Below are 14479 nucleotides of genomic sequence, written 5' to 3' on the forward strand. Positions count from 1 at the left end.
AAATACGCACTGTCCGGTGCGGCTTTCGTAGGGTACGCATTTATGCGTACCGGGTTAAATACGTCTTCATTGGCTTAGGTGAGCGGCATTAGCGCATTGATGCGCACCTGTATTTAATGTGCGCTTTCCGCCTCTTATATCAATGTGTTTAGAAGAACCCATCAACCAGCGCCTGCGCAAAATTGCGCTAAATCAATCTCCCCTTAAGTAACCTGCAAATCCTCTGGTCAGTCAGCGAAATCAAGCCTAGCTTAAAGATGCATTTAAAATACAACTTATAGGCAAGGTGTGATTATGTTCTGTGTGCAATGTGAGCAAACCATTCGAACTCCCGTGGCCAACGGCTGTTCTTACGCGCAGGGAATGTGCGGCAAGACCGCTGAAACCTCCGACTTACAGGATTTATTGATTGCAACGCTGCAGGGACTCTCCGCATGGGCCAGCAAAGCGCGCGAATATGACCTGATTGACCACGCGGTAGACAGCTTCGCCCCACGCGCTTTCTTCTCAACGCTCACCAACGTCAACTTCGATCCGATCCGCATCGTCGGTTACGCGCGAGAAGCGATTGCCAAGCGTGAGGCTCTGAAAGCGCTTTGTCTGGCACTTGATGCGAACGCGCAGGTTGCGCATCCGATGGCTGACTTACAGCTGGTGAGTGACGATCTCGGCGATCTGCAAAGACAAGCGGCAGACTTTATCCCTAACCGCGACAAAGCCACCATCGGTGACAATATTCTCGGCCTACGCCTGCTTTGCCTCTATGGACTGAAGGGCACAGCGGCGTACATGGAACACGCGCATGTCCTCGGTCAATATGACAACGCCATCTATGCACGCTATCACACCATCATGGCGTGGCTCGGCACCTGGCCAGCGGAGATGAATGCATTGCTTGAATGTGCGATGGACATCGGCCAGATGAATTTCAGCGTGATGCAAATCCTCGATGCGGGTGAAACCCATGCCTACGGCCATCCCACCCCCACTCAGGTCAACGTCAAAGCGGTAGCGGGTAAAAGCATCTTGATTTCCGGCCATGACCTGAAAGATCTCTATCACCTGTTGCAACAAACCGAGGGCACAGGCGTTAACGTCTACACCCATGGCGAAATGTTGCCTGCGCATGGCTATCCTGAACTGCGTAAATTCAAACATTTAGTGGGTAACTATGGCAGCGGATGGCAGAACCAACAGGTTGAATTCGCGCGCTTCCCTGGCCCTATTGTGATGACATCCAACTGCATCATCGATCCGCATGTTGGCTCGTATCAGGATCGTATCTGGACGCGCAGCATCGTTGGCTGGCCCGGCGTCAATCATCTGGAAGGTGACGATTTTAGCCCCGTGATTTCGCAAGCCTTGCAGCTCAACGGTTTCCCTTATAGTGAAATTGAACATCTCATCACCGTGGGCTTTGGCCGACAAACGCTGCTCGGCGCGGTCGACACGCTGATCGACCTCGTCAGCCGGGAAAAATTGCGCCACGTATTTTTAGTCGGTGGCTGCGACGGCGCACGCGGTGAACGCAATTACTTCACGGATTTTGCCACCCAGGTGCCGGCAGATTGTCTGATCTTAACGCTGGCTTGCGGGAAGTATCGCTTTAACAAACTCGATTTCGGTGACATTGAAGGCTTACCGCGTCTGGTGGATGCCGGACAGTGCAACGATGCCTATTCAGCCATCATGTTAGCCGTAACCCTGGCGGAAAAACTGGGCTGCGGCGTCAATGAACTGCCACTCTCGTTAGTGCTGTCCTGGTTTGAACAAAAGGCGATTGTGATTCTGCTGACATTGTTGTCATTGGGCGTCACTAATATTGTCACCGGCCCCACTGCGCCCGGCTTCCTGACACCGGACCTGCTTGCCGTGTTGAATGAGAAATTTGGCCTGCGCCAGGTCACCACCGTCGAGCAAGATATGCAACAGATGCTGAGCGCATAGGAGACACCATGACCATGCCAACCCCACTGTGCCCATGGCGCATGCAAGTCCATCATATTCACCAGGAAACGCCTGATGTCTGGACGCTGTTGCTAATTTGCCATGATTACTATCCCTACCGCGCAGGCCAATACGCCCTCGTGAGTATCGGTCATCAAAAGGAGACACTGCGCGCCTATACGCTGTCGTCGACACCGGGCGTGAGTGAATTCATCACACTGACCGTCAGACGGATTGAAAACGGGGCTGGGTCAAACTGGCTAACACAGCAGGTGAAACGCGGTGACTACCTGTGGCTGTCGGATGCCCAAGGCACATTTACCTGTGACACCCTCGCCAGCAACAAACTGCTATTACTGGCAGCAGGTTGCGGCGTCACGCCGGTGATGTCGATGCGTCGTTGGCTGGCTGCCTACCGCCCTGACGTGGATGTGCAGGTGATCTACAGCGTGCGCTCACCGCAAGATGTGATTTTCGCAGATGAGTGGCAGAACTATCCCGTCACGCTGGTGGCGGAGAGTCAGGCTAGTGCAGGATTTACCGCTGGCCGTTTAACACAGGCCATGCTGAGTGCCGTACCGGATCTCACCGAACGGACCCTCTTCTGTTGTGGTCCTGCACCCTATATGGAATGGGTAGAGCACACAGCGCGAGAAATGGGGGTTTTGCACGTCTTTAAAGAGCCCTTCTTCACCCCTGCGGCGCCTGCCGCGAGTGAAGGCGTGAAGTTGACCAAACTGTCTGCGGCGAAAACGTTCTTTGCAGCCCATGGCGACTCATTGTTGCAGGCGCTGGAGAGCAACCAGGTAGCGGTAAATGCCGCCTGTCGTGAAGGCGTGTGTGGCTGCTGTAAAACCCAAGTGCTTGCCGGTGAATACAGCGTCAGCAGTACGCTGACTCTCACCGATCAGGAAATCGCCGAGGGCTATGTGCTGGCGTGTTCTTGCCAGCCATTAAGTGATTTAGTGGTGGCATGAGGGGTAAAAAACGCACTTCTATTGAAGGGCGTTTTTCTTACCTTTGCTCTCGGTTGCGCGTAAGCTATGCCTCTTTCTCAAGGAACTGGAGGAAACATGTCCACCTTACGTTTGCTGATCTCTGATTCGCACGATCCCTGGTTTAATCTCGCGGTGGAAGAGTGCATCTTCCGTCAAATGCCCACCACCCAGCGCGTGCTGTTTTTATGGCAAAACGCTGAGACCGTGGTAGTCGGACGTGCTCAGAATCCGTGGAAAGAGTGCAATACGCGCAGGATGGCAGAAGATGGCATCAAGCTTGCGCGACGCAGCAGTGGCGGCGGTGCGGTATTTCATGATCTGGGCAACGCCTGTTTCACCTTTATGGCCGGCAAACCGGAGTACGATAAAACCGTTTCAACGGCGATTATCCTCCAGGCGCTGGCACAACTCGGCATGCACGCCGAAGCCTCCGGGCGCAACGATATCGTGGTCAGGATGGATGGCGAGGTAAGAAAGATCTCTGGTTCAGCCTACCGTGAAACCCCCGATCGTGGTTTCCATCACGGCACCTTCTTGATGAACGCTAACCTGTCTCGTCTTGCCGATTATCTCAACCCGGACATCAAAAAACTTCAGGCTAAAGGCATCACCTCGGTACGCTCGCGCGTGGCCAACATCGCGGACTTTATTCCTGATATCAGTTTTGCTGACATCCGTCGCGAGGTGATTGCGGCCTACTTCGCGCATTACCACGAAACCTGCGAGCCCGAATATATTTCACCTGAAGCGCTGCCAGACCTTCCCGGCTTTAAGGAGCAGTTTGCACGACAGAGCAGCTGGGAGTGGAATTTTGGCCAGGCACCGGATTTCTCGCACCTGCTGCAGGAACGTTTTGTCTGGGGCGGGGTAGAAATGCACTTTGATGTTGAGCGTGGCACCATTACCCGCTGCCAGATTTTCACCGACAGCCTCAGCCCCGCACCGTTAGAAACGCTGGCAATACGGCTACAAGGTGTGGTGTATCGCCCGGAATCCCTTCAGTCTGCCATGCAAGAACTGATTGCGGCGTTTCCCGAGCAACAGAAAGAACTCAGCGAATTGGCCAGCTGGCTGGTAAACAGCATCAGATAATATGACGCTGCACCAGCGCCTCAATTAGTCCCTGCAGTTCCTTTACGCCATCCAGTTGTCGAATATCGCTACATACCACGGCATTAGAGATGGCGTCTGCCGCGCCCAGCAAACCCCACAAACTGGATTGCGGCAGCTTCGCTTCAGCAAACCACAGACGAAACTTTGCCATGAAATCGAGTTGGTATTTGCGCTTCACTTCAGCCAATTCTGGCGTGCTGTTGAGCGCAGATAACACATCGGGGATCTCTCTCCCTTGAGTGAGTACACAGTTCACATAGCAAGCCGCCACCGTGCTGGCACGTTCCGCCAACTCACCACCAGCCTTTGCCATCGCCGCATCAATCACAGCGTTTTGCCGCACATCAAAGTCCTCATACAGTGCAGCGAGCAAACCGTGGCGGGTACCGAAATGCTCATACACCACGGGCTTGCTGACACCCGCTTCGACCGCCACCCGCCCTAAGGTCAGGGCATCACTGCCGTGCGAGCGCACCAGGTTCCACGCCGTGCTGATTAGCTGTTCACGGCGTTCGTCAAAGGTCATACGCTGGCGCGTTGGTGAGTTCATGCAGGTTCCTTCAAAGTGAAAAGCCGCTGACCCAACTGCCGGGCGAGCGCGTAATGGGCATCAGGATAGCCTTCATCAGACGGTAACAACAGTTCGGTGGTGATCACTGGCGCGCCGCAATAACCGAAAATTCCCTCATCGATCTGATTGCGCATACTGCTGAAATAGCCGCGTCGTAGGTAAGTGCGCGTATTCGCGGCACCCAGCGCCAGCAGATGCACCTGCAAATGCCCCAGCTTCTTTATCACCTTTTCACCAGTGTCGTCATACGCCCAGCCTTGGGTAAATACGCGGTCAATCCATCCTTTCAGTTGTGCCGGGAAGGACCACCAGTAAATCGGATACACCAATACCAGCGCATCCGCACGGTTCAGACGCTGCTGTTCCGCCAACACATCCGCAGGCGAAACAGTGCCCAATTTGAACTGATCGAAATCAGCCTGGTTGAAGCGCGGGTCGAATTGCTCGGCAGCTAAATCGGCGATTTCAACACTGTGTAAACCACTCGCCGTGATGCCTGCTGCAAGATGTGTGACCACAGCGTGCGTATGTGAATGGTTGTCAGGATGGGCCGTAACGATAAGCGTATGCATGGGAATAATCTCCGACATTGATTGACCTACTATTGGTAACTTACCAATAGTAGGTTGTCAATTGCTTATTTGTCGTGCGACTTGAAAGTGCAATGCCCTATGGTTGAGCTAACGGGTGATGACAAAGTTTGGGATGGGCTGGAGGACTTGGTTGCGCAGGAGATAGCGATTACTGGGTGGGTTTGGCTGATTTGGCTGATTTGGCTGATTTGGCTGATTTGGCGAGTTTGGCGAGTTTGGCGAGTTTAGTGATGATCCAGATTAGTGTTCCATAGCTTCAATGGGTTTTATCAATGCGGGCACAATCTAAATGGCCGTAGCACCGCTGATGCTGCAAGGGCTATTCGCAGCGCTGAGGCTTTTACGTTGGGCCAGGAGCCAGCCGCAGGGAAGCGGCAGGCAGTTCGGGTAGGCCTGGATGGCCGTACCCGAACGATCCGTCGGCACGACGTGGAAGCCGAGGGCACCGCGTCAGCGGCGCGAGGACTGCCCGGCAGCAGCAGCGGTGCTACGGCCCGCTCTGCTGCAAAAAAAACTGCCATTGATTGACCAATGGCAGCCTTTAATCCTCATCAATATTCTCTGATTTCAATCAAACAAACGTGACACCGTCACTCACTAAAAAAGCCATCACTGTCGCGTCTCGCTCGCCTCGCACAGCGGGTAATGCGCCCTGTTCACTAATTGAATCCCCTTGCATCAACCGCTCATCACCAACCTGTACAATGCCATCCAGCAGCGTCAGCCAGGTTGAGAAACCGGCGATGTGTGGCACCTCTACTTGTGCGCCCCGCTCCACTTTTAGATCATAAATAAAAACCTCCTGACCCAAGCGTAAAGGTGCATCGCTACTTTCTGGCCCCGCCAGCAACGTCCAGACGTTAAGCGGTAGGCCATCAGCGCGAGTGAAATCCTGTGTTCGTGGAGCACCGCCGCTTTTCGCCGGACGGACATAAACCTGCAGCATTTCGGTTTCAACAAAAGGCGCAGATTCTTCGTAGCGCACCCCACTACCCGCACTCACCAGCATGGCGCGTTTGGCATTCAACGCGGTTTTCTCACCCTGTTCCGTCAGGTGTTGTGTCGAACCGCGCCAAACATAGCTAAAAATCTCTTCATCCTGACGCGTGTGCATCGGAATACGCGCATCCATTTTCAATGACATCTGGTCAATGATCGCCAGCGGGCCAAATGCCTCACCAGGTCTTTGCCGACGGATGGTAAAAGGACCGTATTCAAACAGTTGGTCACGTTGGGCACGCATTACGTTCATGGTTTTATCCTCTAAATGTTGCTATGCCCACCATGATAGCGGCATGAGAAAATCTGAACAGGTGATTGATTTGCTCGCTTATATCAAAATTTTTGAATATTGATAACCTGCAGCAATAATAAGAAATAGAAATGACCTAAAGACCGAAAAATTCAGCATTCAGGATTAGTCAGGCCGCGCATTTTTGCGTAAAATAAGCTTTTTTGTGATGAGTAAATAAGATGAACCGCAGCGAACAAATTCTTGATGCAGCCGAACTGTGCATGCGGCAAAAAGGCTTTCATCAGACCTCTATTCAGAACATTTCCAGTCAGGCCGACGTCAGCATTGGTTTGATTTATAAATATTACAAAAATAAAGAAACGATTATTGAAGCATTAGTCACCCGCGTAGTACAGCGTATGATTGCGTTACTGAATGCCGATTTTGAACAAATCGCTCACGTGGGTGGAATCACCCATTCTGCACAAGACATTGTGCCGCCTGAAGTCGAAAAAAGCATTGTTCTGCTGATGGAAATATCCTCAGAGGCCACACGTAATGAACGTATTCGGCACATCATGCACGATGCGTGGCAGGTATTAAAAAATAACTTTATACAGCAGGAACAGACGCTCAATCCCGCATTAGATGCCCACATGATTCATACACGATTGTATGTGATGTCGCTGGTGATCGACGGAATGATCATTCGCCGCTGCATGAAACAGCGCGATGTTCCGGCCAGCTTTATGCCTTTTTTTGATGCCATTACCCACGATGTTAACCAGTACAACGGCACATAATTCAGCAAAACAAATGACGGCTGAGAATGCCGTTAATGCGTGTCAGTTCCAGCTGATCCACATTTTTGTCACCGAACGCGCGACAGGCCACTCCGTCCACCAGCATCAATAAAAACTGAATACGATGACTTCGCTGTTGTGGGCTGGAAGCGGGTATGTGTTGCTGAAACAGCGCATCCAATTCTGCAACCAATAATTGTTCTTCATGCGCCAGTATCTCGCGCACTGCAGCATTTCGTGATGCTTCAGAATACATTTCCAGCAATAAACAGCGGTCCTGATACGACCAGCCTTGCCAAAAATCCGATTCCGCATTGATAATGTTTTCAGTGCTGCTTTGCAGGGGTAAATTATTTTGTAGAAACACCCGCCAACTCACAGCAATACTTTTTATCGTTTCACTGACGATCAATTCTTTACTACTAAAATAGCGATATATCTGCCCTGCTCCTAACCCCGACTCACGACTTATATCGGCCATACTTGCACCATGGAAACCAGAACGGCTAAAACAATTCTTAGCTGCTGAAATGATCAACTGCTGCCGCTGCTGTAGAAATTCATCATTGCCTAATTTGCTCAAATTATCGCTCCTAAAAAGACTGCGGTACGACACGTTATATTTAATTATAGGTGTAGAGTACGTGAGGTGAGTACGCGATGGAATATTAGTCACAAATTCTGACACATATTATCGACATTGCCGACCAGGTGAATGCGCTCATTCTGGCCGCCATCAATGACGTAATACCGTTCACTTAAGCCAATCAGTGCGTATTTAACCCGGTACGCATCAATGCGCACCCTACGAAAACCGCGCTGAACCTCGTAGGGGCGCCATTTATGGCGCCCAAAACAGTGCGCTGAATCTTACAGGGGCGCCATTTATGCGTATCGGCGTGCGCAGCTTGAACTTACAGTTTCAGCTCAGACTCTTTCAACGCCGTACCGCCACCCATCACTTTGTAGAACGTATTGAGATTTTGGTAGTAAGCCTGCTCAACGCTCACCAAACTGGTACGCGCGGTGTAAAGCGTACGCTGGGCGGTTAACGCATTCAGATAGGTATCGACACCGTTCTGATAACGCAGATCCGCCAGGTGGTAATACGTCTGCGAAGCAGCAACATTATTACGCTGGCTGGTCAGCTGATCGTTGATGGTGCCACGGCGAGCCAATGCATCCGCTACTTCCTGGAAGGCCGTTTGCACCGCCTTCTCATACGCCGCCACGTAATACTCTTTCTGCGCTTTGGTGTAGTTAAGGTAGGAAACGTTATAGCCGCCTTTGAAGATCGGCAGTGAAATGCTCGGAGCAAATGACCAAATCCCCGCACCGTTCTTGAACAGCGATGACAAATCAGCACTGCCGACACCACCGCTGGCAGTGAGTGAAATGCTGGGGAAAAAGTTGGCCCGCGCCGCGCCGATATTGGCATTCGCCGCTTTCAGATTGTGTTCAGCCTGCAACACGTCCGGCCGATTATTCAGCGCGTCCGATGACACTCCAGCAGGCACGGTGCGCAACGCATTGCCGATCGACTCGATACTCTGCGGCAGCAGATTCTCAGGCACGCTTTTCCCTACCACTAAATCAAGTGCGTTCTTGTCCTGCGCCACGCTGGTGGTATAGCTCGCCACGTCCGCCTGCGCAGATTGATAGGTGGTCTCGGCTGAAGCGACATCCACCATCGAATCCACCCCGTTTTGCAGACGCTTGCGCGTGACCTCCAGCGACTGACGTGCACTCTCGGCGGTCTCTTTGGCAATCGCCAGATTGCTGCGATCAGCGGCTAACTGTAACCAATAATCTACGGTGTTATACAGCACCGTCAGGCGCGTGCTGCGTGCACCCTCCAGTGTGCCGAGATAAGTCTCATACTCTTGTCGTGTAAGACTTTGGTTTTTGCCAAACAGATCCAACTCATAGGAGCTGACGCTCCCTTCCGCTGAGTAAGTGTTGCTGATCGCGGTTTGATTACCCTCCCCAGTCAGCGCACGAGAGCGAGTACCGCTCACGCCTGCACTGAGCGTAGGAAATAGATCGGCTCGCTGTTCACCAAATTGCGCATGCGCGGATTTCACACTTGCCACCGCCTCACGCAGATCGCGGCTGCTGTCCAGCGCCATCGCCACCACCTGGCGCAAGTGAGTATCGAGCACATAATCTTGCCAACCGATGTCGCGATAATTACCTGGCGTCCCCTGCAATCCGCGATAGGCATCACCGGTAGGAGCGGTAGTATTCACCGCATCTTTCGGACGATCATAGTGCGGATCAAGGGAAACACAGCCCGCAAGGAAGCACGGTAACAACACCATTAGAAGTTTTGCAGACATATTATTCCTCCGCCTTTACAGCAGATTCAGTTGACTGTGCATCGTCATGCGGAATCGCCGGGAACACGCGACGGACCAGAACAAAGAACAGCGGGACAAAGAAGATGGCCAGCAAGGTCGCGGTCAAGGTGCCGCCGATAATGCCGGTGCCGATAGCGATACGGCTGTTGGCCCCCGCGCCGGTGGAGATAGCAAGCGGAAGCACCCCCGCGGTAAACGCCAACGAGGTCATGATGATAGGACGCAGGCGCATGGTCGCCGCATGGATCGCCGCTTTCACCAGGTTCTCGCCTTTACGGTAATTCTCCTCGGCAAACTCGACGATCAGAATGGCGTTCTTGGCCGACAGCCCGATAATGGTCAACAGCGCCACTTGGAAATAAACGTCGTTTTCTAGCCCACGCAGAGTGATAGCCAGTAGCGAGCCAATCACGCCCAGAGGCACCACCATCATCACCGAGAACGGCACTGACCAACTCTCATACAAGGCAGCCAGACACAGGAACACCACGATCAGTGAGATGCCATACAGCGACATTGCCTGGTTGCCGGAAAGACGTTCCTGATAGGAGAGCCCACTCCACGCAAAAGTGGTGCCAGCAGGCAGTTTTGCCGCCAGTTTTTCCATCGCGGTGATCGCATCTCCCGAACTCTTGCCGGAGGCGGCGGAGCCTTCAATCTCATAAGAAGCCAGACCGTTATAGCGTGACAGCACATCTGGCCCGTACGCCCATTGCGATGAGGCAAACGACGAGAACGGCACCATGGTGGTATTACTGCTGCTATCGGTGCCGCGCACATACCATTGGTCGATATCTTCCGGCTTGCTGCGGAACTGCTGGTCGCCCTGGATATAGACTTTCTTCACGCGACCGCGATCGGTGAAGTCATTGACGTAACTCCCCCCTATCGCTGCGCTCAACGTGTCATTGATGTCGCTGATGGTCAGGCCCAGCGACTGCGCTTTGGCATCATCGATATTCACATCCAGCTGTGGCAGGTCCGGTAGCGAGTTGGCACGCACCGCGCTCAACACCGGATCTTGATTAGCTTCGGCAATCAGCTGATTACGCATCTTCAGTAGTTGATCGCGATCGGTGGCTCCCCGTCCCTGAAGTTCAAAGGTGAAACCATTTGACTGGCCCAGTCCGGAAACTGCCGGAGGTGACAGCACAAAGATCTGCGCATCACGAATGCTAGAAAGCGCCGCCATCGCGCGGCCAGCGATCGCATCGGCGCTGTTTTCACTGCCTTTGCGCTCGCTCCAGTTTTTCAGTGCGATGAATCCAATACCGGCGTTCTGGCCACTCCCTGCGAAACTAAAGCCGTTAACCAGCATGCTAACGTTTACGTTGTCTTTCTCTTTGGTCGCAAAGTACTGCTGAACCTGGCGACGGACTTCACTGGTACGGTTTTCGGTGGCACCCGGTGCCAGCTGATACTGCACCATGATATAGCCCTGGTCTTCAGTCGGCAGGAAGCCGGTTGGCAGGCGCATATAGAGCACTGCACAGCCAATCAATAACACCCCGTACAGCAGCAGATAGCGCACCGAACTGTGCACCACATGGCCGACACCGTTTTGATAACGCGCCTGCACTTTTTCATAACTGCGGTTGAACCAACCAAAGAAACCCTTTGTGCCGCTTTCATGATTGTGCGGTTTGAGTAATGTGGCACACAGTGCGGGCGTCAGCGTCAGCGCCACAATCACCGACAGCACCATCGACGACACAATAGTGATAGAGAACTGACGATAAATCACACCAGTAGAACCGCTGAAGAAGGTCATCGGCAGGAACACCGCGGACAGCACCAAGGCGATCCCAATCAGCGCGCCCGTGATCTCCTTCATGGATTTCTCGGTGGCCTGACGCGGGGGTAATCCCTCTTCACGCATTACGCGCTCGACGTTTTCCACCACCACAATCGCATCATCGACCAACAAACCGATGGCAAGCACCATGCCGAACATGGTTAAGGTGTTGATTGAGTACCCAAATACCGACAGCACGCCAAAGGTGCCGAGTAATACGACAGGTACCGCAATGGCCGGGATGAGTGTGGTACGGATGTTCTGCAGGAACACAAACATCACGATAACCACCAAGATCACCGCTTCAATCAGCGTTTTTACCACCTCTTCAATCGAGATCTTTACGAAATCGGTACTGTCGAGCGGATAAGCGATCTCATAGCCCGCGGGCATGCTGCTGCGGAATTCATTGATGGTGGATTTCACCTGCTCGGCGGTCGACAGTGCGTTAGCACCGGACGCCAGCTGTACCGCGATACCCGATGCTGGATGACCGTTTGCCAGTACGTTGGCGCTGTAATCTTCGTCACCCATTTCTACGCGAGCGACATCACTCAGGCGAACCACTGATCCGTCGGTCTGGCTTTTCAACACGATATTACGGAACTGTTCTGGGGTTTGCAGACGCGAGCGCGAACGCACTGTCGCCACCAGTTGCTGCTCTTTACTGGCCGGTTGCGCACCTAACTGCCCTGAAGAAACCTGGGTGTTTTGGCTCTCAAGCGCGGTGGTGACATCGGAAGGCATTAATGAATAGGAAGCCAGTTTGCTGGGATCCAACCAGATACGCATGGCATATTCGGCACCAAACACCTGCACACTCCCAACGCCCGGTACACGCGCCAAGGTATCTTCCATGTTACTGACCATATAGTCGGCAACATCGGCAGAAGTGCTTTTATTGGTTTTATCGTACAGCGCGAGGATCAGCAGAAAGTCGCTCTGCGCCTTCTCCACGGTAACACCCTGCGTTGTTACAGCTGTGGGCAGGCGGCTTTCGGCCTGCTGCACCTTATTCTGCACCTGCACCTGCGCGATATCGGGATCGGTGCCCTGCTCAAAGGTCACAGAGATTTTCACCTGACCGGTGGAAGCGGTGCTGGTGGAGCTGAAATAGAGTAAGCCATCCAGTCCAGTGAGCTGCTGCTCAATCACCTGGGTCACACTACTCTCCAGCGTTTCCGCCGAAGCACCGGTGTAAGTCGCCTGAATGCTGATCTGTGGCGGCGCCACATCCGGATATTGTGCTATCGGTAAGCTGTTAATGCTGAGGATGCCAAACATCATAATGCAGATGGCGATCACCCAGGCAAAAACCGGACGGCGGATAAAGAACTGAGCCAACATATCAGTTGCCCTCGCTGGTCGCGGCTTTATCGTTTGGCGTCACTTCGACGGCTTTTACGCTCATCCCCGCCTGCACTTTCCCGGTGCCTTCAACGATCAGTTTGTCGCCGCTGTTGAGCCCAGAGGTAATCAGCCATTTGTTGCCAATCACACGATCGGCCACCACTTCACGGCTCACCACTTTGTTCTCTTTATCGACCACCAGCGCCGTGGCGTTGCCTTTGGCGTCACGGGTAATGCCCTGCTGCGGTGCCAGAATCGCATCCGTTTTCACGCCGTTGGTCACGTTCGCACGCACATACATGCCAGGCAGCAGTTCGTGTTGTGGATTAGGGAACACGGCGCGCAGGGTGACCGTACCGGTTGCCTCATCCACCGACACTTCGGTCAGCTCCAGTTTGCCTGGATGGTCATAAGCGCTGCCATCCTCCAGTTTCACCGTCACTGGCACCACATCCGTACTCTGCTGCAACGAGGCCTGCTGCCGTTTCAGTTTCAGCAGTTGCACGCTGGATTGGGTGAGATCGACATAGATAGGATCAAGTGCGCGAATGGTTGCCAGCGCCGTGGTTTGGCTGGCGGTCACCAGCGCACCCGGTGTCACCGATGAAATACCGATACGGCCGCTGATCGGCGCCTTGATTTGGGTGTAATTAAGGTTGATACGTGCGCTTTCAACAGCAGCACGATATTGATCCACTGACGCGACATTCTGTTGATAGGTTGCCAGCGCGTCATCCGCATCCTGGCGCGACACGCCGTTTTCTTTAACCAGAGCCGCATAACGCTCGGCTTTCAATTTGCTGCTTTTAACCAGTGCCTGCGCGTTTTTCAGCTGTGCCAAAGCTTGGTCGTAACTCGCCTGATAGCTGGCGGGGTCGATCTGATACAACACTTGCCCCGCTTTGACCTCATCCCCTTCGGTAAACAGGCGTTTCAGAATGATACCTTCCACCTGTGGCCGCACTTCTGAAGTCATGCTGCCGGTGACACGCCCGGCCAGCTGGCTATCCAGCGTCACCGCTTCGCTCTGCAATGTTTTTACGCCGACTTCGGTGGTCATGTTTGCGGCTTGTTGATTGCTGTTTTGATCGCAAGCGGCGACTAACATCACCAGCCCGGCGATGACACTGCGCTGAAAATTCTTCATGAATTACCCTGTAGTGAACGTTCATTCTCAGCACGTAGTCTAACAAATCAGTTTCCTTTCGACTGTCAGGAAACCGAAAAGAGCCACACTGTGCCTTAGCTTATCGTGCGGCACTTTGGAGAAATGCGAGGATCTGAAAAGTGCATTACGCACCTTTTGGAAACATGAATATAATTTGATTTCAGAATGAAAGATCATCATGTGACAACCAAACAACATATAGATAGTGTCAGTAAACTATTTTCCGAACTTTTATGGTGTTATTTGTGTTAAAGCATATACATGCTCTAATCTGCTTTATGAAAACTTCAGGAAATCAACCTTTCAAAAAATAACCTTTCGGTAAAGTCACTCGGGACATCATTGCTATTAAATATCATCACCTGACAATTTAATGGCTTAACAACAGCCATACGCAAAACGTCTAATTCCCTCATATTAAAAATTTATTTTTCACATCAAAATAAATTCACAAATAAAATAGACCTCCTCACACGCCGCTATATTCAGGGGGTCCGCTATTTGTCAGACTAAAGATGACAATTTAAATAGTCTCGTTAGGGTTCTG

At 52.6% G+C, this 14479-nt stretch carries 11 protein-coding genes; 4 read left to right on the forward strand and 7 right to left on the reverse strand.

Annotation, left to right across the window (positions count from 1 at the left end; all coding sequences use genetic code 11):
- Nucleotides 1-294 precede the first annotated feature (294 nt).
- The 3 genes from hcp to lplA all read left to right on the forward strand — a co-directional run bounded on the left by hcp (nucleotide 295) and on the right by lplA (nucleotide 4037).
- The gene (hcp, locus tag HA51_RS25365; RefSeq protein WP_084938217.1) at nucleotides 295-1947 is read left to right on the forward strand and encodes a hydroxylamine reductase; all 1653 of its coding nucleotides are present in this window, start codon (nucleotides 295-297) and stop codon (nucleotides 1945-1947) included.
- Between the two features lie 8 nt (nucleotides 1948-1955).
- Nucleotides 1956-2924, forward strand: coding sequence for an NADH oxidoreductase (gene hcr, locus HA51_RS25370; RefSeq protein ID WP_084938218.1), 969 nt, complete (start codon nucleotides 1956-1958; stop codon nucleotides 2922-2924).
- Nucleotides 2925-3020: 96 nt separating this feature from the next.
- On the forward strand, nucleotides 3021-4037 hold the full coding sequence (lplA, locus tag HA51_RS25375; protein ID WP_084938219.1) for a lipoate--protein ligase: 1017 nt from the start codon (nucleotides 3021-3023) through the stop codon (nucleotides 4035-4037).
- Here the strand turns inward: lplA and HA51_RS25380 are convergent.
- The 3 genes from HA51_RS25380 to HA51_RS25390 all read right to left on the reverse strand — a co-directional run bounded on the left by HA51_RS25380 (nucleotide 4030) and on the right by HA51_RS25390 (nucleotide 6474).
- On the reverse strand, nucleotides 4030-4608 hold the full coding sequence (locus HA51_RS25380; RefSeq protein WP_084938220.1) for a TetR/AcrR family transcriptional regulator: 579 nt from the start codon (nucleotides 4606-4608) through the stop codon (nucleotides 4030-4032). The genes lplA and HA51_RS25380 overlap by 8 nt on opposite strands.
- Nucleotides 4605-5201 (reverse strand): NAD(P)H-dependent oxidoreductase, encoded by a 597-nt coding sequence (locus HA51_RS25385; protein WP_084938221.1) that lies wholly within the window; start codon nucleotides 5199-5201, stop codon nucleotides 4605-4607. The genes HA51_RS25380 and HA51_RS25385 overlap by 4 nt, the downstream gene beginning before the upstream one ends.
- 592 nt (nucleotides 5202-5793) lie before the next feature.
- The gene (locus HA51_RS25390; protein WP_084938222.1) at nucleotides 5794-6474 is read right to left on the reverse strand and encodes a pirin family protein; all 681 of its coding nucleotides are present in this window, start codon (nucleotides 6472-6474) and stop codon (nucleotides 5794-5796) included.
- A gap of 221 nt (nucleotides 6475-6695) precedes the next feature.
- Here HA51_RS25390 and HA51_RS25395 point away from each other — a divergent pair, with 221 nt between their 5' ends.
- A complete protein-coding gene (locus HA51_RS25395) occupies nucleotides 6696-7259 on the forward strand; it encodes a TetR/AcrR family transcriptional regulator (RefSeq protein ID WP_084938223.1) in 564 nt (187 codons plus the stop codon).
- 1 nt (nucleotide 7260) lies between these two features.
- On the opposite strand, the gene HA51_RS25400 is transcribed toward HA51_RS25395, so the two are convergent.
- The 4 genes from HA51_RS25400 to HA51_RS25415 all read right to left on the reverse strand — a co-directional run bounded on the left by HA51_RS25400 (nucleotide 7261) and on the right by HA51_RS25415 (nucleotide 13911).
- Entirely contained in the window at nucleotides 7261-7842 is a 582-nt protein-coding gene (locus HA51_RS25400) for a TetR/AcrR family transcriptional regulator (RefSeq protein WP_084938224.1), read from the reverse strand.
- Between the two features lie 331 nt (nucleotides 7843-8173).
- On the reverse strand, nucleotides 8174-9598 hold the full coding sequence (locus HA51_RS25405; RefSeq protein WP_084938225.1) for an efflux transporter outer membrane subunit: 1425 nt from the start codon (nucleotides 9596-9598) through the stop codon (nucleotides 8174-8176).
- 1 nt (nucleotide 9599) lies between these two features.
- Nucleotides 9600-12761, reverse strand: a complete 3162-nt coding sequence (locus tag HA51_RS25410) for an efflux RND transporter permease subunit (protein WP_084938226.1) — start codon at nucleotides 12759-12761, stop codon at nucleotides 9600-9602.
- 1 nt (nucleotide 12762) lies between these two features.
- Nucleotides 12763-13911: an efflux RND transporter periplasmic adaptor subunit gene (locus HA51_RS25415; protein WP_084938227.1), complete on the reverse strand. Its 1149-nt coding sequence runs from the start codon at nucleotides 13909-13911 to the stop codon at nucleotides 12763-12765.
- Nucleotides 13912-14479 lie beyond the last annotated feature (568 nt).

The sequence above is a fragment of the Pantoea rwandensis genome (assembly GCF_002095475.1).
Taxonomy (GTDB): Bacteria; Pseudomonadota; Gammaproteobacteria; order Enterobacterales; family Enterobacteriaceae; genus Pantoea; species Pantoea rwandensis.

Bases quoted from the DNA above. Each gene is read 5' to 3' on its own strand.
- HA51_RS25410 (WP_084938226.1), bottom strand. From the start codon at position 12,761: ATGTTGGCTCAGTTCTTTATCCGCCGTCCGGTTTTTGCCTGGGTGATC.
- HA51_RS25390 (WP_084938222.1), bottom strand. From the start codon at position 6,474: ATGAACGTAATGCGTGCCCAACGTGACCAACTGTTTGAATACGGTCCT.
- HA51_RS25395 (WP_084938223.1), top strand. From the start codon at position 6,696: ATGAACCGCAGCGAACAAATTCTTGATGCAGCCGAACTGTGCATGCGG.
- HA51_RS25385 (WP_084938221.1), bottom strand. From the start codon at position 5,201: ATGCATACGCTTATCGTTACGGCCCATCCTGACAACCATTCACATACG.
- HA51_RS25415 (WP_084938227.1), bottom strand. From the start codon at position 13,911: ATGAAGAATTTTCAGCGCAGTGTCATCGCCGGGCTGGTGATGTTAGTC.
- HA51_RS25380 (WP_084938220.1), bottom strand. From the start codon at position 4,608: ATGAACTCACCAACGCGCCAGCGTATGACCTTTGACGAACGCCGTGAA.
- HA51_RS25405 (WP_084938225.1), bottom strand. From the start codon at position 9,598: ATGTCTGCAAAACTTCTAATGGTGTTGTTACCGTGCTTCCTTGCGGGC.
- hcr (WP_084938218.1), top strand. From the start codon at position 1,956: ATGACCATGCCAACCCCACTGTGCCCATGGCGCATGCAAGTCCATCAT.
- lplA (WP_084938219.1), top strand. From the start codon at position 3,021: ATGTCCACCTTACGTTTGCTGATCTCTGATTCGCACGATCCCTGGTTT.
- hcp (WP_084938217.1), top strand. From the start codon at position 295: ATGTTCTGTGTGCAATGTGAGCAAACCATTCGAACTCCCGTGGCCAAC.